The organism is Pseudomonas edaphica (assembly GCF_965277385.1).
Classification (GTDB): Bacteria; Pseudomonadota; Gammaproteobacteria; order Pseudomonadales; family Pseudomonadaceae; genus Aquipseudomonas; species Aquipseudomonas edaphica.
Genome location: NZ_OZ255725.1, coordinates 3,876,191 through 3,895,000, shown reverse-complemented (window position 1 = coordinate 3,895,000; position 18,810 = coordinate 3,876,191). Strand labels below are relative to the sequence as shown.

The 18,810-nt window shown below is 60.1% G+C and carries 20 protein-coding genes (1 of these 20 running past the window's edge); 10 read left to right on the top strand and 10 right to left on the bottom strand.

Annotated features, from left to right (window positions below):
- Nucleotides 1-1,299, top strand: partial view of an OapA family protein gene (locus ACQY47_RS17605; RefSeq protein WP_428550621.1) — the 3' portion only. 114 nt of this gene lie to the left of the window's left edge; the window shows 1,299 of its 1,413 coding nt (coding positions 115-1,413); the start codon falls outside the window, past its left edge; the stop codon is at nt 1,297-1,299.
- A gap of 3 nt (nt 1,300-1,302) precedes the next feature.
- Nucleotides 1,303-2,394: an anhydro-N-acetylmuramic acid kinase gene (locus tag ACQY47_RS17600; protein ID WP_170040777.1), complete on the top strand. Its 1,092-nt coding sequence runs from the start codon at nt 1,303-1,305 to the stop codon at nt 2,392-2,394.
- Nucleotides 2,395-2,472: 78 nt separating this feature from the next.
- Here the strand turns inward: ACQY47_RS17600 and erpA are convergent, their stop codons facing one another.
- Complete coding sequence (gene erpA, locus ACQY47_RS17595; RefSeq protein ID WP_170040788.1) at nt 2,473-2,823, bottom strand: iron-sulfur cluster insertion protein ErpA; 351 nt, start codon at nt 2,821-2,823, stop codon at nt 2,473-2,475.
- 165 nt (nt 2,824-2,988) lie between these two features.
- Complete coding sequence (gene argC, locus ACQY47_RS17590) at nt 2,989-4,023, bottom strand: N-acetyl-gamma-glutamyl-phosphate reductase (RefSeq protein ID WP_017138092.1); 1,035 nt, start codon at nt 4,021-4,023, stop codon at nt 2,989-2,991.
- Between the two features lie 136 nt (nt 4,024-4,159).
- Between argC and hemJ the strand changes: the two genes are divergently transcribed.
- The 6 genes from hemJ to coq7 all read left to right on the top strand — a co-directional run bounded on the left by hemJ (nt 4,160) and on the right by coq7 (nt 8,636).
- Nucleotides 4,160-4,588, top strand: coding sequence for a protoporphyrinogen oxidase HemJ (gene hemJ, locus ACQY47_RS17585; protein WP_017138091.1), 429 nt, complete (start codon nt 4,160-4,162; stop codon nt 4,586-4,588).
- A gap of 24 nt (nt 4,589-4,612) precedes the next feature.
- The gene (locus ACQY47_RS17580) at nt 4,613-5,575 is read left to right on the top strand and encodes an NAD(P)H-dependent flavin oxidoreductase (RefSeq protein WP_138449319.1); all 963 of its coding nucleotides are present in this window, start codon (nt 4,613-4,615) and stop codon (nt 5,573-5,575) included.
- Nucleotides 5,576-5,647: 72 nt separating this feature from the next.
- Nucleotides 5,648-6,613, top strand: a complete 966-nt coding sequence (locus ACQY47_RS17575) for a DUF805 domain-containing protein (RefSeq protein ID WP_099550431.1) — start codon at nt 5,648-5,650, stop codon at nt 6,611-6,613.
- A gap of 64 nt (nt 6,614-6,677) precedes the next feature.
- Entirely contained in the window at nt 6,678-7,466 is a 789-nt protein-coding gene (locus ACQY47_RS17570) for an SDR family NAD(P)-dependent oxidoreductase (protein ID WP_177034658.1), read from the top strand.
- 46 nt (nt 7,467-7,512) lie between these two features.
- Nucleotides 7,513-7,851, top strand: coding sequence for a histidine triad nucleotide-binding protein (locus ACQY47_RS17565; protein WP_003210943.1), 339 nt, complete (start codon nt 7,513-7,515; stop codon nt 7,849-7,851).
- A gap of 137 nt (nt 7,852-7,988) precedes the next feature.
- Nucleotides 7,989-8,636 carry a 2-polyprenyl-3-methyl-6-methoxy-1,4-benzoquinone monooxygenase gene (coq7, locus tag ACQY47_RS17560; RefSeq protein ID WP_017138087.1) on the top strand — a complete coding sequence of 216 codons (648 nt, stop codon included), beginning with the start codon at nt 7,989-7,991 and terminating at the stop codon, nt 8,634-8,636.
- A 60-nt stretch (nt 8,637-8,696) separates the two neighbouring features.
- Here the strand turns inward: coq7 and ACQY47_RS17555 are convergent, their stop codons facing one another.
- A complete protein-coding gene (locus ACQY47_RS17555; RefSeq protein WP_017138086.1) occupies nt 8,697-9,119 on the bottom strand; it encodes an OsmC family protein in 423 nt (140 codons plus the stop codon).
- Nucleotides 9,120-9,366: 247 nt separating this feature from the next.
- Between ACQY47_RS17555 and crp the strand changes: the two genes are divergently transcribed.
- Entirely contained in the window at nt 9,367-10,011 is a 645-nt protein-coding gene (gene crp / locus ACQY47_RS17550; RefSeq protein WP_428550612.1) for a cAMP-activated global transcriptional regulator CRP, read from the top strand.
- Here crp and ACQY47_RS17545 read toward each other — a convergent pair.
- The 4 genes from ACQY47_RS17545 to ACQY47_RS17530 form a co-directional block, all read right to left on the bottom strand.
- Nucleotides 10,008-10,703, bottom strand: a complete 696-nt coding sequence (locus ACQY47_RS17545; RefSeq protein ID WP_428550609.1) for a lipoate--protein ligase family protein — start codon at nt 10,701-10,703, stop codon at nt 10,008-10,010. The two genes, crp and ACQY47_RS17545, sit on opposite strands and share 4 nt — an antisense overlap.
- A 157-nt stretch (nt 10,704-10,860) precedes the next feature.
- Entirely contained in the window at nt 10,861-11,697 is an 837-nt protein-coding gene (gene trpC / locus ACQY47_RS17540; RefSeq protein WP_017138083.1) for an indole-3-glycerol phosphate synthase TrpC, read from the bottom strand.
- On the bottom strand, nt 11,694-12,743 hold the full coding sequence (gene trpD, locus ACQY47_RS17535; protein WP_017138082.1) for an anthranilate phosphoribosyltransferase: 1,050 nt from the start codon (nt 12,741-12,743) through the stop codon (nt 11,694-11,696). Before trpD ends, trpC begins: the two co-directional genes overlap by 4 nt.
- Nucleotides 12,744-12,752: 9 nt before the next feature.
- Nucleotides 12,753-13,346: an aminodeoxychorismate/anthranilate synthase component II gene (locus ACQY47_RS17530; protein ID WP_053258301.1), complete on the bottom strand. Its 594-nt coding sequence runs from the start codon at nt 13,344-13,346 to the stop codon at nt 12,753-12,755.
- A gap of 421 nt (nt 13,347-13,767) precedes the next feature.
- Between ACQY47_RS17530 and estP the strand changes: the two genes are divergently transcribed.
- Nucleotides 13,768-15,690: an esterase EstP gene (gene estP, locus ACQY47_RS17525; protein WP_428550605.1), complete on the top strand. Its 1,923-nt coding sequence runs from the start codon at nt 13,768-13,770 to the stop codon at nt 15,688-15,690.
- 75 nt (nt 15,691-15,765) lie between these two features.
- On the opposite strand, the gene trpE is transcribed toward estP, so the two are convergent.
- The 3 genes from trpE to rpe all read right to left on the bottom strand — a co-directional run bounded on the left by trpE (nt 15,766) and on the right by rpe (nt 18,805).
- A complete protein-coding gene (trpE, locus tag ACQY47_RS17520) occupies nt 15,766-17,247 on the bottom strand; it encodes an anthranilate synthase component I (RefSeq protein WP_428550602.1) in 1,482 nt (493 codons plus the stop codon).
- Between the two features lie 68 nt (nt 17,248-17,315).
- Nucleotides 17,316-18,134, bottom strand: coding sequence for a phosphoglycolate phosphatase (locus ACQY47_RS17515; protein ID WP_138449307.1), 819 nt, complete (start codon nt 18,132-18,134; stop codon nt 17,316-17,318).
- Nucleotides 18,131-18,805, bottom strand: a complete 675-nt coding sequence (rpe, locus tag ACQY47_RS17510) for a ribulose-phosphate 3-epimerase (protein ID WP_017138077.1) — start codon at nt 18,803-18,805, stop codon at nt 18,131-18,133. Before rpe ends, ACQY47_RS17515 begins: the two co-directional genes overlap by 4 nt.
- Between the last annotated feature and the right edge of the window lie 5 nt (nt 18,806-18,810).

The following is an 18,810-nucleotide window of genomic DNA, read 5'->3' as shown; positions in this document are numbered from 1 at the left end:
GTAGAAGCCAAACGAACATCCCTGAGCCTTGACCTGGAAAGTCCAGTTGAACAACTGACACAAGATCAAGACGCTTCCGACGCACAACAAGCCACAAACGCACCGACAGAATCTCCATTTGCACAGATAGAAACCACCCCGGAAGACACCCGGCAGGCGACTCAAGAGCCGCCTGCGCCAGTCACTCCAAAAAATCCGCTGCACCGCGAAGTGACCGTCGCCAAAGGCGACACCCTTTCAACGCTGTTTGAAAAGGTTGGTCTGCCCGCTGCTACGGTTAATGAGGTGTTGGCCAGCGATAAACAAGCCAAACAATTCACCCAGCTCAAACATGGCCAGAAGCTTGAATTCGAATTGGCTGCCGACGGTCAGCTGAAAAGCCTGCATAGCACTCTCAGCGACCTAGAAAGCATTGCCCTGACTAAAGGCACCAAAGGCTTCGCGTTCAACCGCATCACCACCAAGCCGGTGACGCGCTCCGCCTACGTGCATGGCGTCATCAACAGTTCGCTGTCACAGTCGGCTGCGCGTGCCGGCTTGTCCCACAGCATGACCATGGACATGGCCAGCGTGTTTGGCTACGACATCGACTTCGCTCAGGACATCCGTCAGGGTGACGAATTTGACGTGATTTACGAGCAGAAAGTCGCCAACGGCAAAGTCGTCGGGACCGGTGCGATTCTATCTGCGCGGTTTACCAACCGTGGCAAGACCTACACCGCAGTGCGCTACACCAACAAACAAGGCAACACCAGCTACTACACCGCCGATGGCAACAGCATGCGCAAAGCCTTCATCCGCACGCCGGTGGACTTTGCCCGCATCAGTTCGCGCTTCTCCATGGGCCGCAAGCACCCGATCCTCAACAAGATCCGCGCCCACAAAGGCGTCGACTATGCCGCCCCTCGCGGTACGCCCATCAAGGCCGCCGGTGATGGCAAAGTGTTGCTCGCCGGCCGCCGCGGTGGCTACGGCAATACCGTGATCATCCAGCACGGCAATACCTACCGTACCCTCTATGGCCACATGCAGGGGTTCGCCAAAGGCGTTTCGACCGGCAGCAACGTGAAGCAGGGCCAGGTTATCGGCTATATCGGCACCACCGGCCTGTCCACCGGCCCGCATTTGCACTATGAGTTCCAGGTGAACGGCGTCCACGTCGACCCACTGGGCCAAAAGCTGCCAATGGCCGACCCGATAGCCAAAGCCGAGCGCGCGCGCTTCCTGCAACAAAGCCAGCCATTGATGGCACGCATGGACCAGGAGCGCTCCACCCTGCTGGCCTCGGCGAAGCGCTAAGGTATGCCGCTCTATATAGGTGTGATGTCCGGGACCAGTCTTGATGGCCTGGATATCGCCCTGATCGAACAGAACCCGGCGATCAACTTGATCGGCACGCACTACATCCCCATGCCGGACGATCTGCGCACTGAGCTGTTAAGCCTGTGCGCCAGCGGCCCGGATGAGATCGCCCGTTCGGCGCTCGCCCAGCAACACTGGGTGACACTGGCGGCCAAAGGCATCCATGCCTTACTGGAGCAACACGCCCTCAAGCCTCAGGACATACGCGCGATCGGCAGCCACGGCCAGACGATCCGCCATGAACCCGCTCGAGGCTTTACCGTTCAAATCGGCAACCCTGCCCTGCTCACAGAGCTGACGAGCATTACCGTCGTCAGTGATTTCCGCAGCCGCGATGTGGCCGCCGGCGGTCAAGGCGCACCCTTGGTGCCCGCCTTTCATGAAGCCTTGTTCGGCGAACGTGCCGGCAACCGCGCCGTGCTGAATGTCGGCGGCTTCAGCAATCTCAGCCTGATCGAGACCGACAAGCCCGTAGCTGGCTTCGATTGCGGCCCGGGCAACGTGCTGCTGGATGCGTGGATCCACAATCAGCGTGGCGAGCACTTTGATCGCGATGGCCAATGGGCGGCCGGTGGCCAGGTCGAGCCTGCACTACTCAACGCTCTGCTCAGCGACCCGTTCTTCCTGACCAAAGGCCCGAAAAGCACTGGCCGCGAAGTATTCAACCTGGGATGGCTGCAACACCACCTGGCCAGATTGCCAGCGTTTCAGGCAGAGAATGTGCAAGCGACCCTGCTTGAACTGACCGCGCTGACCATCGTCGAGTCCCTGCAATCCGCACAAACCGACACCGAAACCCTGCTGGTCTGTGGCGGCGGCGCGCATAACGCCACGCTGATGAAGCGCTTGGCAGCGTTGTTGCCGTCCACTCAGGTCAGCAGCACCGCCACTTACGGCGTGGACCCCGATTGGGTTGAAGCCATGGCCTTCGCCTGGCTGGCCCATTGCTGCCTTGAGGGCATCGCCGCCAACCGCCCAAGTGTCACTGGCGCGCGTGGGCTTCGGGTATTAGGCGCGATCTACCCAGCGTAATCCTGCAGGCAGCAAAACGCCGCTTGGCCTATCAAAGCCAAGCGGCGTTTTTTTATTTGCTGAAGATCAGGCTGCTGATCAGATCGAGAAAGAAGACCCGCAACCACAGGTCGTGGTGGCATTAGGGTTCTTGATCACGAAACGCGACCCTTCCAGACCTTCCTGATAATCCACCTCGGCACCCGCCAGGTATTGGAAGCTCATCGGGTCCACGACCAGGCTGACGCCCTCGCGCTCGACGATGGTGTCATCGTCGGCCACATCTTCATCGAAGGTAAAACCGTACTGAAACCCTGAACAACCGCCGCCCGTAACGAATACGCGCAGCTTCAAGCGATCATTACCCTCTTCATCGACCAGGTTCTTCACCTTGTGCGCAGCACCGTGGGTGAATTGCAAAGCCGTGGGGGTGAAGGATTCAACGCTCATGCTGATAATCTCCCGGCGTAGCGCCGCCATATGCGTAATGGCGGGCATTATCCGCTTCTCCTAGAAAAGCGGTCAACTATTGTTACGGTATATCAATCTGCGCTGCCGCCATTAAAAACACAAAAGGCCCGATCAACGGGCCTTTTGCTTAACCGCTAAACCGCCTTAAGGCAGCATGCCCGCGTGGGACAGGCCCAGCTTCTCGTCCAGGCCGAAAAGGATGTTCAGGTTCTGCACCGCCTGGCCCGACGCGCCCTTGACCAGGTTATCGATTACCGACAACACCACCACCAAATCGCCATCCTGTGGACGGTGCACGGCAATGCGACATACGTTCGCACCGCGCACGCTACGGGTTTCCGGGTGGCTGCCGGCCGGCATCACATCGACGAACGGTTCATTGGCATAACGCTTTTCGAACAGCGCCTGCAGGTCTACCGAACGGTCGACAACAGTGGCGTAGAGCGTGGAGTGAATGCCACGAATCATCGGCGTCAGGTGCGGCACGAAGGTCAGGCCCACGTCTTTACCGGCCGCGCGGCGCAGCCCCTGGCGAATTTCCGGCAAGTGACGATGCCCTTTAACCGCGTAGGCCTTCATGCTTTCCGACGTCTCGGAGTACAGCGAACCTACAGCTGCACCACGGCCGGCGCCACTCACACCCGACTTGCAGTCGGCGATCAAGCGCGAAGTGTCGGCCAGACCCGCTTCCAGCAACGGCAGGAACCCCAGCTGCGTTGCGGTCGGATAGCAACCTGGCACAGCAATCAGGCGTGCTTGCTTGATTTGCTCACGATTGACTTCCGGCAGACCGTACACCGCCTCTTCCAGCAACTCAGGCGCGCCGTGTGGCTGGCCGTACCACTTGGCCCACTCATCGGCGTCCTGCAAGCGGAAGTCGGCTGACAGGTCGATGACCTTGGTACCCGCCGCCAGCAATTCGCCGGCCAGTGCATGCGCAACCCCGTGAGGCGTGGCGAAGAACACCACATCGCACGCGCCCAGGGTCTTGATGTCCGGCACGCTGAACGCCAGGCCGTCATAGTGGCCTCGCAGGTTCGGGTACATATCGGCCACGGCCAACCCGGCCTCGGATCGGGAAGTGATGACCACCACCTCAGCTTGCGGATGCTGAGCCAACAGACGCAGCAATTCGACACCGGTGTAACCCGTGCCGCCGACGATACCGACCTTGACCATAAACCTGCCCTCAACGAACCCACTGGAAAGCCGTCGATAATAGGGGCCGTATCGTCCTGCGACAACCGTCAACGTGACGTACAGGCGCATGAGCCACTACTATCTTCAGTTACCGTGAACCTGGGAATAACTAGAAATGCTCTATCTATGGATCAAAGCCTTCCATATCGTCAGTATCGTCTGCTGGTTTGCCGGGCTGTTTTACCTGCCACGCCTGTTCGTCTACCACGCGCAAAGTGAGGATACCGTCAGCAAAGAACGCTTCAGCGTCATGGAGCGCAAGCTGTACCGCGGCATCATGGGGCCGGCAATGATCGCTACCCTGATATTCGGCGGCTGGCTGATCTACCTGAACCCGGCCATTTTTCAATCCGGTGCCTGGATCCACGCCAAACTTACCCTGGTGGTGCTGCTTATCGGCTACCACCATATGTGCGGCGCCCAAGTAAAACGTTTCGCCCGTGGCGAAAATACCCGCAGCCATGTCTTTTATCGCTGGTTCAATGAAGTGCCGGTTCTGATATTGCTGGCTATCGTAATTTTGGTCGTGGTCAAACCGTTCTAATTTCAATTACTCGGGGAACCTCCAATGTCACTGCCCGCTTCGCTCGAACAACGTCTGCGCCTACCCGTGGTGGCTGCGCCGATGTTTCTGATTTCCAACCCGCAACTCGTGCTGGCGTGCTGTCGCAATGGCGTGGTTGGGAGTTTCCCGGCACTTAACCAGCGCGAAAGCAGCGGTTTCAAGGCCTGGCTGGAGGAAATCGAAGCGGGCCTGGCACAGCTGGACAACCCCGCGCCCTATGCCGTCAACCTGATCGTGCATAACAGCAACCCAAGGCTTGAGGCCGACCTGGCGATCTGCGTCGAGCACAAGGTGCCGATCGTCATCACCAGCCTGGGCGCGGTCAAGGAGCTGGTGGATGCGGTCCACAGCTACGGTGGCCTGGTGTTTCACGACGTCACCACCCGCCGGCATGCCGAGAAAGCCGCAGAAGCCGGTGTTGACGGCCTGATCGCCGTGGCAGCGGGCGCCGGTGGCCATGCCGGTACCTGGAGCCCGTTCGCGCTGATCGCCGAGATTCGCCAGTTCTTTGATAAAACCCTGCTGTTGGCCGGCTGCCTCAACCATGGTCATGAGATACTCGCAGCCCAACTGCTGGGCGCAGACCTGGCGTATTTCGGCACGCGCTTTATCGGCACCACCGAAAGCCACGCCCCGGACGCTTATAAAGAGATGCTGCTCACATCGCGCGCCGCCGACATCGTGCACACTCCTGCGGTGTCCGGCGTACCCGCAAGCTTCATGCGCCAGAGTTTGGAAAACGCCGGTTTCGACCTCGCCGCCCTGCAGGGCAAAGGCGAAGTCAACTTCGGCTCCAAGCTCAAGCCGTTAAGCGATGAGGCCAAGGCCTGGAAAACCGTATGGTCAGCCGGCCAAGGTGTAGGCCAGATTGATGATTTGCCCAGCGTCGATGAACTGATTGCCCGCCTGGATGCCGAATACCGCAAGGCACGCGAGAAGGCAGCGCAGTTGCGCTGGCCCCGTTAAACTCAATAGCAGGCCTGCCCATGTGTGCAGGCCTGCAAACCCCCTCCCTGAACAAGTGACAAGGATGCCCGCATGAGCGACAGCCGTTTCAAGATTGTGTTTGACGGAGCCCTGCTCCCGGGTGTCGAAAGCACCACCGCCAAGCTGAACCTCGCCGAGCTGTTCAAAAGTGATGTGGCAGCCATCGAGAAGCTTTTCACCGGCCGCCCGGTCGCACTCAAGCGCGACCTTTCCCGTGCTGATGCCGAAACCTACCTTACAGCGCTGAAAAACGCCGGCGTCGATGCCCGTATCGAAGCCGAGCAGCCGGTAACCTTCAACCTGGCCGAAACCCACGAAACCGACGCCAGCACTGCAGACTTCTCGCGCCCTGCGGCTTCGCCCTATGCACCACCGCGTGCTGCCGTGGGTGAGTACACCGAGGAATACTCAACCCTTAAAGTGTTCACCATCCACGGTCGCATCGGCCGCTTGCGTTATCTGGCCTGGACACTGGTATTGACCCTGGCGCTGTTGGTGGCCGGTGGCATCATCAGTACCGCGAGCTTCGCCGTCGCAACCGCCTCGCCGACTGCCGGCACCATCCTCGGGGTGCTGCTGGGCTTGGCCTTGTTTGTTGCACTGGTGTGGGTGAGCGTGCAAATCGGTGTGCAACGCCTGCACGACCTGGGCTGGTCCGGCTGGCTGTACTTCCTCAACCTTGTGCCAGTGGTCAACAGCATCTTCCCAATCTTGCTGCTGGTATTGCCGGGCAATGCAGGCGCCAACCAATATGGCCCACCGCCGCCGCGCAACTCCACGGCAGTCAAAGTGTTGGCGACCCTGTGGCTGGCGTTTATTCCGGTGATGCTCGCCATTGTGGTGACGCTGGGCATGAACGGCTACCTGAACCAACTCGAAGCCAATATGGACAGCAGCTACGAAAGCAGCTCCATCACCGCCGATGACGCCACCGATCAAAGCGTCACCGTAGATGAAGAAGAAAGCGTGCAAAGTGCTGAGGACGCAGCCGAACCTGTAGACTCTCCAGAACAGTGAAGAAACGCCCCGCCGCCTGTGATGCCTCTGTCACAGGCTCGGCGGCGTTGCGATGGAGAAAGGCATGACCCGTTACGCTCTGATCACCGGCGCCTCCAGTGGCATCGGCCTGGCTTTGGCCGAAGCACTGGCCCGTCGCGGCCGCAGCTTGATTCTGGTGGCCCGCCAGCGTGATCAGTTGGAAAGCATTGCAATTGAATTGACTCAGCGCTTCGGCGTCGAGGTGCTGTTTCGTGCCTGCGACCTGGGCGAACCCCTGCGTTTGTCCGGGTTCCTGCTGGAACTTGAAGAAGGCGAGCGGCAGATCGACCTGCTGGTCAACTGCGCCGGCATGGGCACCAGCGGGCCGTTCCTTGCCCAGGACTGGATGACCGAGCAGGACCTGATCGAAGTCAACATCCTGGCCCTCACCCGCATGTGCCACGCCCTTGGCAACGCCATGGCGCTGCATGGCGGCGGGCAGATTCTCAACGTGGCCTCGGTCGCAGCCTTCCAGCCCGGCCCCTGGATGAGCAGCTATTACGCCAGCAAGGCGTATGTGCTGCACTTCTCCGAAGGCTTGCGCGAAGAGTTGAAGACCTGCGGTATCAAGGTCTCGGTGCTGTGCCCCGGCCCCACGCGCACGCCATTCTTCGGTACCGCACACATGGACACCGCCAAGCTCGACCGCAGCGGTCAACTGATGAGCCCGGAAGAAGTGGCGCTCTACACCGTGCGCGCGCTGGAAAAGAACAAAGCCATCATTATTCCCGGGCGACGCAACCGCTGGCTGGCCTTCAGCCCGCGCTTGAGCCCACGCTGGCTGACCCGCAAGATTGCCGGCGCCATCAACAAGGCCTATTGCCCGCGCTGACGGCCTCGGTACACTCGTTCTGCACTTTCATAATGGAGAAACAGCTGTGGATACTCTGTTCACCAAGATCATCAACAGAGAAATACCTGCGAAGATCATCTATGAAGATGACCAAGTCCTCGCCTTCCACGATATTGCCCCAATGGCACCCGTGCATTTTCTGGTCATTCCGAAAAAGCCGATCCGTACCCTCAACGACCTCACCGAAGAAGACAAAGCCCTCGCTGGCCATATTCTGTTCACCGCTCAACGGCTGGCCGTAGAGCAAGGCTGCGAGAAGGGCTTTCGCGTGGTGATGAACTGCAACGAGGATGGCGGGCAGACTGTTTATCACATCCATATGCACGTGCTGGGTCAGCGCCAGATGAACTGGCCGCCGGGCTGATTGTTGCGGGGAGTTTGCGACGGCTACGCCGTCGGGCGGGAGCAAGCTCCCTCGCCACAGGGGCAAATTGACACAGCGCAAACGCATCGCCTTCTCTTGCGGTAAACTGGCCGCCGAGATTCTTCCCGGAGGTCAGCATGACTACCCAACGTCACTACTCGCCGATTGACCGTCTGTTGCTGCAAGCCGACATGGCCATGCGCACACTGCTGCCCTTCAGCGGCCAACCGTACCGGCCTTCGCCCGCCATCGTGCAGCCCGACGCGCAGATGAGCGAGACCGACACCCGCCACGTCGCCGGCCTGATGCGCATCAACCACACCGGTGAAGTCTGTGCCCAGGCGCTGTATCAAGGCCAGGCGCTGACCGCCAAGCTGCCGCAAGTACGCGCAGCGATGGAACATGCGGCCGAAGAAGAAATCGACCACCTGGCCTGGTGCGAGCAGCGCATTCGCCAGCTCGGTAGCCATCCCAGCGTGCTCAACCCACTGTTTTATGGTTTGTCGTTCGGTATCGGCGCCGCTGCCGGCCTGATCAGCGACAAGGTCAGCCTTGGTTTTGTGGCTGCGACCGAGCATCAGGTGTGCAAACACCTCGATGAACACCTGGAACAACTGCCGGCCGAAGACGAAAAGTCGCGGGCGATTCTTGAACAGATGCGCATTGATGAAGAACACCACGCAGAAAGCGCACTGGATGCAGGCGGCTTCCGCTTCCCGGCGCCCGTGAGGTTTGGCATGAGCGTACTGGCCAAGGTCATGACCAAAAGCACCTATCGAATTTAAACAATGCCGCACAAAAAAGGGCGCCCTCAACAGGCGCCCTTTTCTATTGTCGACTGGCAATCAACCCAGCTCGATAATCTCGTAATCATGGGTGATGGCCACACCGGCCGCGCCAAGCATGATCGATGCAGAGCAATACTTCTCGGCCGACAGCTCGATGGCACGCTTGACCTGAGCTTCCTTCAACGCCCGGCCCTTGACCACAAAATGCATGTGGATCTTGGTAAACACCTTGGGGTCTTCAGTGGCCCGCTCCGCTTCCAGGAAGGCTTCGCAGCTTTCGACGGCCTGGCGGGACTTCTTCAAGATGCTGACCACGTCGAAATTGCTGCAACCGCCAACACCGAGCAGGAGCATTTCCATCGGGCGTACACCCAGGTTACGGCCACCGGCGTCCGGCGGGCCGTCCATAACTACCACATGGCCACTGCCCGACTCACCGAGGAACATGGCCTCGCCCGCCCATTGGATGCGTGCCTTCATCGCCCAGACTCCACTGCTAAAAAAGGGTCGCCAGCTTAGCACAGGGTCTTGAACCCGCAGCGCCCGGTATGAAAACGATCAATGACAACGTTTGCCCGCTAAATTCCTTAATCGAGGCAGAATGTGTCTGTTAAGCTGGCGCCAATTCAATGGCGCATTGCCATCCTTTGTACAGCGTGTATCAATGCCATTACCGCTGGATAAAAATAATTCCAACCACACCGTGCAGTCTTTTCGGGATACAACCATGGTTGCTCTTGCTCCCACACCCAAGATCAAGAACCTCGACAAATTGTTGATGCATTGCCAGCGCCGGCGTTACCCGGCCAAGCACAACATCATTTGCGCAGGCGAACGCTCCGAGACGCTGTTCTTCATTATCAAGGGCTCGGTCACCATCCTGATTGAAGATGAAGACGGCCGCGAGATGATCATCGCGTACCTCAATACCGGGGATTTCTTCGATGAGCTGGGGCTGTTTGAACAAGCGGGCAAAGAGCAGGAGCGCAGTGCCTGGGTGCGGGCCAAGGTTGAGTGTGAAGTCGCCGAGATCAGCTATGCCAAGTTTCGCGAACTGACCCAACATGATCCCGACATTCTCTACGCCTTAAGCGGTCAGATTGCCCAGCGCTTGCGCGACACCACGCGCAAAGTGGGTGACCTGGCGTTCTTTGATGTCACCGGCCGCGTAGCCCGTTGCCTGCTGGAACTGTGCAAACAGCCCGACGCCATGACCCACCCTGACGGCATGCAGATCAAAGTCACGCGCCAGGAGATCGGACGCATTGTCGGGTGTTCACGGGAAATGGTCGGTCGTGTGCTCAAGGACTTGGAAGAGCGCAACCTGGTACACGTCAAAGGCAAGACGATGGTGGTGTTCGGTACGCGTTAAGCCGGCAGGAATCCGGCCAGCATCTGACGGTACAACGCGTCCAGTCGGGTGATGGCATCCGGTGCGGGAAAGGCTTCGTGCAACGCGATATGGCTGTCGGCACGCACCCGCTGGTCGAGGCCGCAGGCCTCATTGAAACGATTGACCGCCGCAATCAGCTCATCGCGGTCGTTATCCAGCAACAATGCACCGTGCACCAAACCTACCGGGCGGCCGCCACTTTGTCGCCAGCGCTGGGCAGTGCCGACCATCTTGCGGCCGTTGAGGTTGACGTTATAGCGACCGTCGCAGAAGGCGCCGTCGATTTCGCCAACAGAAGCGTCACCGCCCAACTCAATCAGCAAATCACAGATCGGCTGGCACAAACGCTGATAACCGGTTTCGATGCGGCCTTGATCACCTTCGCTGCGTGGCGGCGCGTAAACCAGCGCGATATTGACCGTGGCGGCCGACTGCGGCACCGGCTCTCCGCCGGTCTCGCGCAGTAGCACAGGCCAACCGGCTTCTGCCGAGACTGTGCTGGCCGCGTCAAAAGCCGGCAAGCGGCTCAAACGGCGCGGCATCACCAAAGCCTGGTCATTTGGCTGCCAGAACAGTAGCCCGAATTCCTGTTCACCGGCGCAAACGGCCGCGAGCAAGTCTTGCTCGGCGGCAAGCCCTGCTTCAACTGTCATCGACACCGGCTCGATCATCGGACACCTACTTCTCTAAATAGACACAAATCAAATGTGGGAGCTGGCTTGCCTGCGATACAGACACCTCGGTACATCAGGTACACCGAGGTGTCTGTATCGCAGGCAAGCCAGCTCCCACACAAGCCAGCTCCCACATTTTTGACCGTATTTCAAATCAGTCGAGGGTCGAACCGCTCACCGCCACGCCACGCTCCGGGAAGAACAGACGCTGCAATTCCGCACCTGGGTTCTCGGCGCGCATAAATGTCTCACCCACCAGGAACGAAAACACACCGCTGATTTCCATCAGCTCTACGTCGGCGCGGTTGACGATGCCGCTCTCGGTAATCACCAACCGATCACGCGGAATACGCGGCAACAGGTCGAGGGTATTTTCCAGGCTGACTTCAAAGGTGTGCAGGTTACGGTTATTAACCCCCACCAACGGCGTGTCGAGGGTTTTCAGCGCGCGCTCCAGCTCATCGCCATCGTGCACTTCTACCAGTACGTCCAGGCCTACGCTTTTGGCCACGGCCGCCAGCTCGGCCATCTTCACGTCGTCCAGCGCGGAGACGATCAGCAGCACGCAATCGGCGCCCAAGGCACGGGCCTCGACGATCTGGTACGGGTCAACCATGAAGTCCTTGCGGATCACCGGCAACTTGCACGCGGCGCGGGCCTGTTGCAGGAACAGGTCGGAACCCTGGAAGAAATCGATATCGGTCAATACGGACAGGCAGGTTGCGCCGCCCTTCTCATAGCTCTTGGCAATGTCTTCAGGAATGAAAACTTCGCGAATCACGCCTTTGCTGGGCGAAGCTTTTTTGATCTCGGCAATCACGGCAGGCTGTTTTTCCTTCGCCTGCTTGATCAACGCAGCGGCAAAACCACGCGGCGCGTCGGCGCTTTTTGCCAAGCCCTCCAGCTCAGCCAGGCTCACACGGGCACGGCGCTCGGCCACCTCTTCAGCCTTGCGCGCGAGGATTTTTTCCAGAACGGTCGGGACACTCATCCTTCATTCTCCATTTTGAACACAGCGGTAAAGGCTCCCAGTTCTTCGAGCTTTTCGCGAGCCAGACCGGTGTGCAACGCATCGTGGGCCAAGGCGACACCTTCCTTAAGACTATAGGCGTGGTCCGCCGCGTAAAGTGCCGCGCCAGCATTCAGAACAATCATTTCTGCGGCTTTCTGGCCGTTTTCTGTCTTACGGCGCCCCAAGGCATCACGGATCAACTCCAGCGAGGCCGCCGGGCTTTCCACCGACAGGCCATGCAAGCTTTGGCTTCTCATGCCGAGGTCTTCGGGCTCGACCCAATATTCGCTGACCTGGTCATTCTTCAGCTCCGCCACGAAGGTCGGTGCCGCCAGGCTGAATTCGTCCAGGCCATCCTTGGAATGCACCACCAGCACGTGCTTGCTGCCCAGACGCTGCAACACTTCGGCCAACGGCCGGCACAGCGCCTGGCTGAACACACCGACCACCTGATGTTTCACGCCAGCCGGATTCGTAAGCGGGCCGAGCATGTTGAACAGGGTGCGCAGGCCAAGGTCCTTGCGCGGGCCGGCGGCGTGTTTCATGGCGCCGTGGTGGGACTGGGCAAACATGAAGCCAATGCCCACGCTGTCGATGCAGCGCGCCACTTGCACCGGCGTCAGGTTCAGATAAATACCAGCCGCCTCCAGCAAGTCGGCGCTGCCGCTTTTGCCCGACACCGCACGGTTACCGTGTTTGGCCACGGTGCAACCGGCTGCCGCCACCACAAAGGAGGAAGCCGTCGACACGTTGAAAATATTCGCACCGTCGCCGCCGGTGCCGACCACATCGACCACGCCGTCGAGGGTCTTGAGCTCAACCTTGTCGGCCAGCTCACGCATCACTGACACGGCGCCGACGATTTCGTCGATGCTCTCGCTCTTCATGCGCATCGCCATCATGAACGCGCCGATCTGCGCGTCAGTGCATTGGCCAGTCATGATCTCGCGCATCACATCGCTCATTTCAGCGGTGCTCAGGTCCAGATGGCCGACGATACGGCTCAGGGCAGTCTTGATATCCATGGAAAGTCCTTAGCGCGTGCCGCCGCTCTGCTTGAGAAAGTTGGCGAACAGCTCGTAGCCCTGCTCGGTCAGGATTGATTCGGGGTGAAATTGCACCCCTTCGATATTCAGTGTCTTGTGACGCAGGCCCATGATCTCGTCGACCGAGCCGTCTTCCAACTGAGTCCAGGCGGTCAGCTCCAGGCACTCGGGCAGGGTTTCACGCTTGACCACCAGCGAGTGGTAGCGAGTGACTGTCACCGGCAGGTTGAGGCCGTGGAATACGCCGAGGTCTTTATGGAACACCGGGCTGGTTTTGCCATGCATCACTTGGCGCGCACGCACCACGTCACCACCAAACGCCTGGCCGATGGACTGGTGACCCAGGCACACGCCCAGGATCGGCAATTTACCGGCGAAATACTGGATGGCTTCGAGGGAGATGCCCGCTTCGGTCGGCGTGCACGGGCCAGGCGAAACCACGATGCGCTCCGGGTTCAGGGCGGCGATTTCGGCGACCGTCAGTTCGTCGTTGCGCACCACCTTGACCTCGGCACCCAGCTCGCCCAGGTACTGCACAACGTTGTAGGTAAAGGAATCGTAGTTATCAATCATCAGCAACATGTGGGTTCAAACCTCTTGAATTCACTGATTTCGAATGACCGCCTTCCAAGAGAGTGTCCCGCTGCCAGACGCACGTTCCGGTTGCCGGGGTGAGCCGGCAAGGGGCGTCAAACAGAGGGTGAAGAAGGCAAATCGGTACAGGTCCGGCCGAGCCGGCAGAGAAAAATGTCAGGCGCGCCAACGCCAACGGGCGTGTGCCTTGACTACTCGCATCAAGAGTTTGCTGATGATCAACACGGGGAGGGTCTCATTCATACGTTCAGGCACAGTAACGTAGCCTCGCCAGCGGTGCAATATGGAGCAGCGATTCCGGGGGTCACCACCGAGTATTTGTAAGAAAAAACTGTTTTCTTCGAATAAAACCCTCACTACATTGCTAGTGTTTCGCTTCCGACACAAAAACAACTAAATGGAATTTCGCATGCTCAGACCACCGTTTTTTGCGCCCCTTGCCGGCTGCCTCCTGTCACTGGCCTGCGCGCAGGCGTTTGCAGCACCTTCACCTTACTCAACCATGGTCGTGTTCGGCGACAGCCTGGCCGACGCCGGCCAGTTCCCCGATGGCTCGGCCGGCGCCACCTTGCGCTTTACCAACCGCACCGGGCCGACATTCCAGGGCGATTATGGCCTGGTGTCATCTACGCTTTTGGGGGGCAAGCTGGGCGTGGCACCCAACGACCTGAATGCCTCCACCTCGCCGGTACGTGCCGCCCAAGGTTTGCCGGATGGTAATAACTGGGCGGTCGGCGGCTACCGTACCGACAATATCCTCGATTCCATCACCTCGGTCTCCAATGCGGCGATCCCGCCCGGCAACGCCGGTGGTGGCACCGTACTGCGCAGCCGTCAGGGTTATCTGCCGGCCAACGGCGGGCGGGCTGACCCGAACGCGTTGTATTTCCTATCCGGTGGCGGTAATGACTTTCTGCAAGGACGCGTCCTCAGCCCAGGCCAGGCCGTGGCCGCCGGCGGGCGCCTGGCCGACAGCGCCCAAGCCCTGCAACAGGCCGGCGCGCGCTACATCATGGTGTGGATGCTGCCCGACCTGGGCTTGACACCCGCCATCAACGGTACGCCCGCGCAAGGCGCCAGCTCGGCCCTGAGCAGCATTTTCAACCAGGCGCTGGTGCAGCGCCTGTCGCAGATCGACGCCCAGGTCATCCCGCTGAACATCCCGTTACTGCTCAATGAAACCTTCGCCAACCCTGCGCGCTTTGGCCTGGCCACCGGGCAAAACCTCACCGGCACCTGCTTCAGCGGCAACGGCTGCACCGCCAACCCGGTGTATGGCATTGGCGGCGCCACCCCGGACCCGACCAAGCTGATCTACAACGACTCGGTACACCCCACCATCGCCGGGCAACAGTTGATCGCCGACTACGCCTACTCGCTGCTCGCCGCGCCGTGGGAAGTGACCTTGCTGCCAGAGATGGCCCAAGGCACCTTGCGCGCCCATCAGGATGAGCTGCGCAACCAGTGGCAAGCCGACAGTGGCAACTGGCAGGCCGTCGGCCAATGGCGCGCGATTGTCGCCGGTGGTGGCCAGCATTTGGACTTTGATGATCAACGCAGTTCGGCCAGCGGCGACGGCAGTGGCTACAACGTGAACGTCGGCGGCAGCTATCGCCTCGACGAATACTGGCGCGTCGGCGTGGCCGCCGGCTTGTATCGCCAGACACTCGAAGCCGGCGCCCGCGATTCGGACTACAAGCTCAACAGCTACATGGGCACCGCCTTCGCGCAATATCAGCAAAACCACTGGTGGGCCGATGCGGCGCTGACCGGCGGCAAGCTGGACTTCGACAGCCTCAAGCGCAAGTTCGCCCTGGGCGTCAGCGAAGGCGCCGAAAAAGGCGACACCGACGGCTGGCTCTGGGCCTTGAGCGGCCGCTTGGGCTATGACATTGCCGGCGCCGGCAGCGATTGGCATTTGTCACCGTTCATCAGCGCGGACTATTCGCGGGTCGAAGTCGATGGTTATTCGGAAAAGGACAACCGCTCCACCGCGCTGACCTTCGATGACCAGCAACGCGACTCCAAACGCCTGGGCGTCGGCCTGCAGGGCAGCTACCGGATTACGCCGCAAACCCAAGTGTTTGGCGAAGTGGCCCACGAGCATGAGTTCGAAAACGACACCCAGAAGGTAAAGATGTCGCTCAACAGCGTGCCCGGGATCGACTTCAAGCTGGACGGCTACACGCCGCGCAGCAATTCGGACCGATTGAGTCTGGGCGTCAGCCACAAGCTGACTCAGGAGCTGGCGCTACGGGCGGCGTATAACGTGAGGAAGGATGACAGCTTTACCCAGCAAGGCGTCAGTGTGGGGGTGAGTCTGGATTTCTAAGCGGATCTTAAACGCCCCACAAAACAACTGTGGGAGCTGGCTTGCCTGCTCCCACAGGTTGTCCAATGTCTGACTTTAGCTTTGCGGCGTTTGCTCGGCCAACGCCACAGCCCGGAACATCGCGCGGCGTTTGTTCAGGGTTTCTTCCCATTCCAGGGCCGGCACCGAGTCAGCCACAATCCCGCCACCCGCCTGCACATGCAGCTCGCCGTCCTTGATCACGGCGGTGCGGATCGCAATCGCAGTGTCCATATTGCCGTTCCAGGCGAAATATCCCACGGCGCCGCCATACACACCACGCTTGACCGGCTCCAGTTCGTCGATGATCTCCATCGCGCGAATCTTCGGCGCGCCCGACAAAGTGCCCGCCGGCAGAATCGCCCGCAGTGCGTCCATCGCGGTCAACCCGGCTTTCAGCTCGCCGGTGACGTTGGACACAATGTGCATCACGTTGGAATACCGCTCGATGACCATCTTCTCGGTGAGCTTCACCGAACCGATTTCCGAAACCCGCCCGGTGTCGTTGCGGCCCAGGTCGATCAGCATCAAGTGTTCGGCAATTTCCTTGTCGTCACTCAGCAGGTCTTCTTCCAGCGCCAGGTCGGCTTCTTCGGTCGCGCCACGCGGGCGTGTGCCGGCTATCGGGCGCACGGTGATCAGGTTGTCTTCGACCCGCACCAGCACTTCCGGCGAACTGCCCACCACGTGGAAGTCGCCGAAGTTGAAGAAGTACATATACGGCGTCGGGTTGAAGCACCGCAGCGCGCGGTACAGATCAATTGGCGCCGCCTTGAAGTCGATGGACATGCGTTGCGACGGCACCACCTGCATGCAGTCACCGGCAAGGATGTATTCCTTGATGGTGTCGACCGCGCGCTCGTAGTCATCCTGGGTAAAGCTTGAACGAAAGATCGGGTCGGCGGCCGGCGGACGGCTGAGGTCCAGGCCACGGCGTGGAGTGATCGGCTGACGCAGTTTTTCCAGCAGCGCCTCAAGGCTGGCCTGGCCTTGCTCGAAGGCATCGGCCTGGGACGGGTCGGCGAGGACAATCGCGTGCATCTTGCCGGCGAGGTTGTCGAACACCACCACCGCGTCGGAGACCATCAGCAGAATGTCCGGCACGCCCAGCGGGTCCGGGTTCGGGCATTTGCCCAGGCGTTTTTCTACGTAGCGCACGCAGTCGTAGCCGAAATACCCCACCAGGCCACCGTTGAAACGCGGCAGGCCGGGAATGGTCGGCACGTTGTAGCGCGCCTTGAAGGTTTCGACGAACGCCAGCGGGTCTTCCACGTCATGGCTTTCGATCTCGACGCCATCATGGGTGATGCTCACATGGTGGTCATGCACACGCAGCACGGTGCGGCACGGCAGGCCGATGATCGAGTAACGGCCCCACTTCTCGCCGCCCTGCACCGATTCGAGCAGGTAGGAATTGGGCTTGTCGGCCAGTTTGAGGTAGATCGACAGCGGCGTATCGAAGTCAGCCAGGGTTTCGCAGGCCATGGGGATACGGTTATAGCCGGCAGCGGCCAAACGCAGGAATTCTTCGCGGATCATGAGGTGCCTCGTGGCTTGAGGGTCAATCGGTCAGGTGTGCAAACGTGCCGCAACGCGGCCAGGATCAGTCAGGCGCGCCAACGCCAGCGGGCCAGGGCCTTGATGACTTTCATCCAGAGTTTGCGAGTGACCACCACGATGGAATTTCCAGAAGGGGTTGATTCGATGTCGGGCAACGTTATCTCAGCGCCCGCTCCCAAGCAACCGGGGATTAGCAGTCGCAGATCATCAATGACCAGCGCCGGCGATTCTTCGGCGATCGGCCGGCCATGGTTGTAGCCGTAGCTCAGCGCCACACACTGCACGCCAGCGGCTTTGGCGGCCAGCACATCACTGCGCGAATCGCCGACAAACAACGATTGCGAGGCCGGGATATTGGCCATTTTCATTACGAAGAACAGCGCCGCCGGGTCAGGCTTTTTCTGCGGCAAGGTGTCGCCACCGATGATCCAGCGGAAATACCGGCCGATTTTCATCTGGTCCAACAGCGGCGCGACAAAGCGCTCCGGCTTGTTGGTGATCAGCGCCATCTCCACGCCTTGCTTGTGCAGCCACTTGAGCGTGTCGCGCACGCCGGGGTAAACCACGGTGAGCTCATGGCTGCTTTCATAGGCAACATTGAAGAGTTCCAGGGCGTGCTCGGCCTCAACCTCATCCACACCTTCGGCATCAATATGGTTGGCCAAGGCCCGACGCACCAGCATCTGCGCGCCGTTGCCGACCCACTCACGCACCGCCTCGATGCCCGCCGGCTTACGCCCCAGCTTGAGCAGCATCTCGTCCACCGCCGCCGCCAGGTCTGGCACCGAATCGATCAACGTACCGTCCAGATCGAACATCACCAGCCGTGGCAGTTTGCCGGGGAACAACTGCTCAAAACCGCTCATGGACGCGCCAGCGCCAGTTCGGCCCGCATCTTGTCGATGACTTCCTGGTAGTTGGGGGCGTTGAAGATCGCCGAGCCAGCCACAAAGGTGTCAGCGCCAGCGGCGGCGATTTCGCGAATATTGTTGACGTTGACCCCACCGTCGATTTCCAGGCGGATATCACGGCCCGACGCATCGATCAGCGCGCGCGCTTCGCGCAGCTTGTTCAGCGTGCCGGGGATGAACTTCTGCCCGCCGAAGCCCGGGTTGACGCTCATCAGCAAGACCATGTCGACCTTGTCCATCACGTACTCCAGCACGCTCAACGGCGTGGCCGGGTTGAACACCAGGCCGGCCTTGCAACCGCCTTCGCGGATCAGTTGCAGGGTGCGGTCGACGTGCAGCGTGGCTTCCGGATGGAAGGTAATGTAGGTGGCGCCGGCCTCGATGAAGTCACCGACGATGCGATCCACCGGGCTGACCATCAGGTGCGCATCGATCGGCGCAGTAATGCCGTACTTGCGCAGTGCCGCGCAAACCATCGGGCCGATGGTCAGGTTGGGCACATAGTGGTTGTCCATGACATCGAAGTGCACGAAGTCGGCACCGGCGGCCAATACCTTGTCCACTTCCTCACCCAGGCGGGCGAAGTCGGCGGAGAGAATCGATGGAGCGATAACGAAGGGCTGCATGACGC

Bases quoted from the DNA above. Each gene is read 5' to 3' on its own strand.
- ACQY47_RS17600 (WP_170040777.1), top strand. From the start codon at position 1,303: ATGCCGCTCTATATAGGTGTGATGTCCGGGACCAGTCTTGATGGCCTG.
- erpA (WP_170040788.1), bottom strand. From the start codon at position 2,823: ATGAGCGTTGAATCCTTCACCCCCACGGCTTTGCAATTCACCCACGGT.
- argC (WP_017138092.1), bottom strand. From the start codon at position 4,023: ATGGTCAAGGTCGGTATCGTCGGCGGCACGGGTTACACCGGTGTCGAA.
- hemJ (WP_017138091.1), top strand. From the start codon at position 4,160: ATGCTCTATCTATGGATCAAAGCCTTCCATATCGTCAGTATCGTCTGC.
- ACQY47_RS17580 (WP_138449319.1), top strand. From the start codon at position 4,613: ATGTCACTGCCCGCTTCGCTCGAACAACGTCTGCGCCTACCCGTGGTG.
- ACQY47_RS17575 (WP_099550431.1), top strand. From the start codon at position 5,648: ATGAGCGACAGCCGTTTCAAGATTGTGTTTGACGGAGCCCTGCTCCCG.
- ACQY47_RS17570 (WP_177034658.1), top strand. From the start codon at position 6,678: ATGACCCGTTACGCTCTGATCACCGGCGCCTCCAGTGGCATCGGCCTG.
- coq7 (WP_017138087.1), top strand. From the start codon at position 7,989: ATGACTACCCAACGTCACTACTCGCCGATTGACCGTCTGTTGCTGCAA.
- ACQY47_RS17555 (WP_017138086.1), bottom strand. From the start codon at position 9,119: ATGAAGGCACGCATCCAATGGGCGGGCGAGGCCATGTTCCTCGGTGAG.
- crp (WP_428550612.1), top strand. From the start codon at position 9,367: ATGGTTGCTCTTGCTCCCACACCCAAGATCAAGAACCTCGACAAATTG.
- ACQY47_RS17545 (WP_428550609.1), bottom strand. From the start codon at position 10,703: ATGATCGAGCCGGTGTCGATGACAGTTGAAGCAGGGCTTGCCGCCGAG.
- trpC (WP_017138083.1), bottom strand. From the start codon at position 11,697: ATGAGTGTCCCGACCGTTCTGGAAAAAATCCTCGCGCGCAAGGCTGAA.
- trpD (WP_017138082.1), bottom strand. From the start codon at position 12,743: ATGGATATCAAGACTGCCCTGAGCCGTATCGTCGGCCATCTGGACCTG.
- ACQY47_RS17530 (WP_053258301.1), bottom strand. From the start codon at position 13,346: ATGTTGCTGATGATTGATAACTACGATTCCTTTACCTACAACGTTGTG.
- estP (WP_428550605.1), top strand. From the start codon at position 13,768: ATGCTCAGACCACCGTTTTTTGCGCCCCTTGCCGGCTGCCTCCTGTCA.
- trpE (WP_428550602.1), bottom strand. From the start codon at position 17,247: ATGATCCGCGAAGAATTCCTGCGTTTGGCCGCTGCCGGCTATAACCGT.
- ACQY47_RS17515 (WP_138449307.1), bottom strand. From the start codon at position 18,134: ATGAGCGGTTTTGAGCAGTTGTTCCCCGGCAAACTGCCACGGCTGGTG.
- rpe (WP_017138077.1), bottom strand. From the start codon at position 18,805: ATGCAGCCCTTCGTTATCGCTCCATCGATTCTCTCCGCCGACTTCGCC.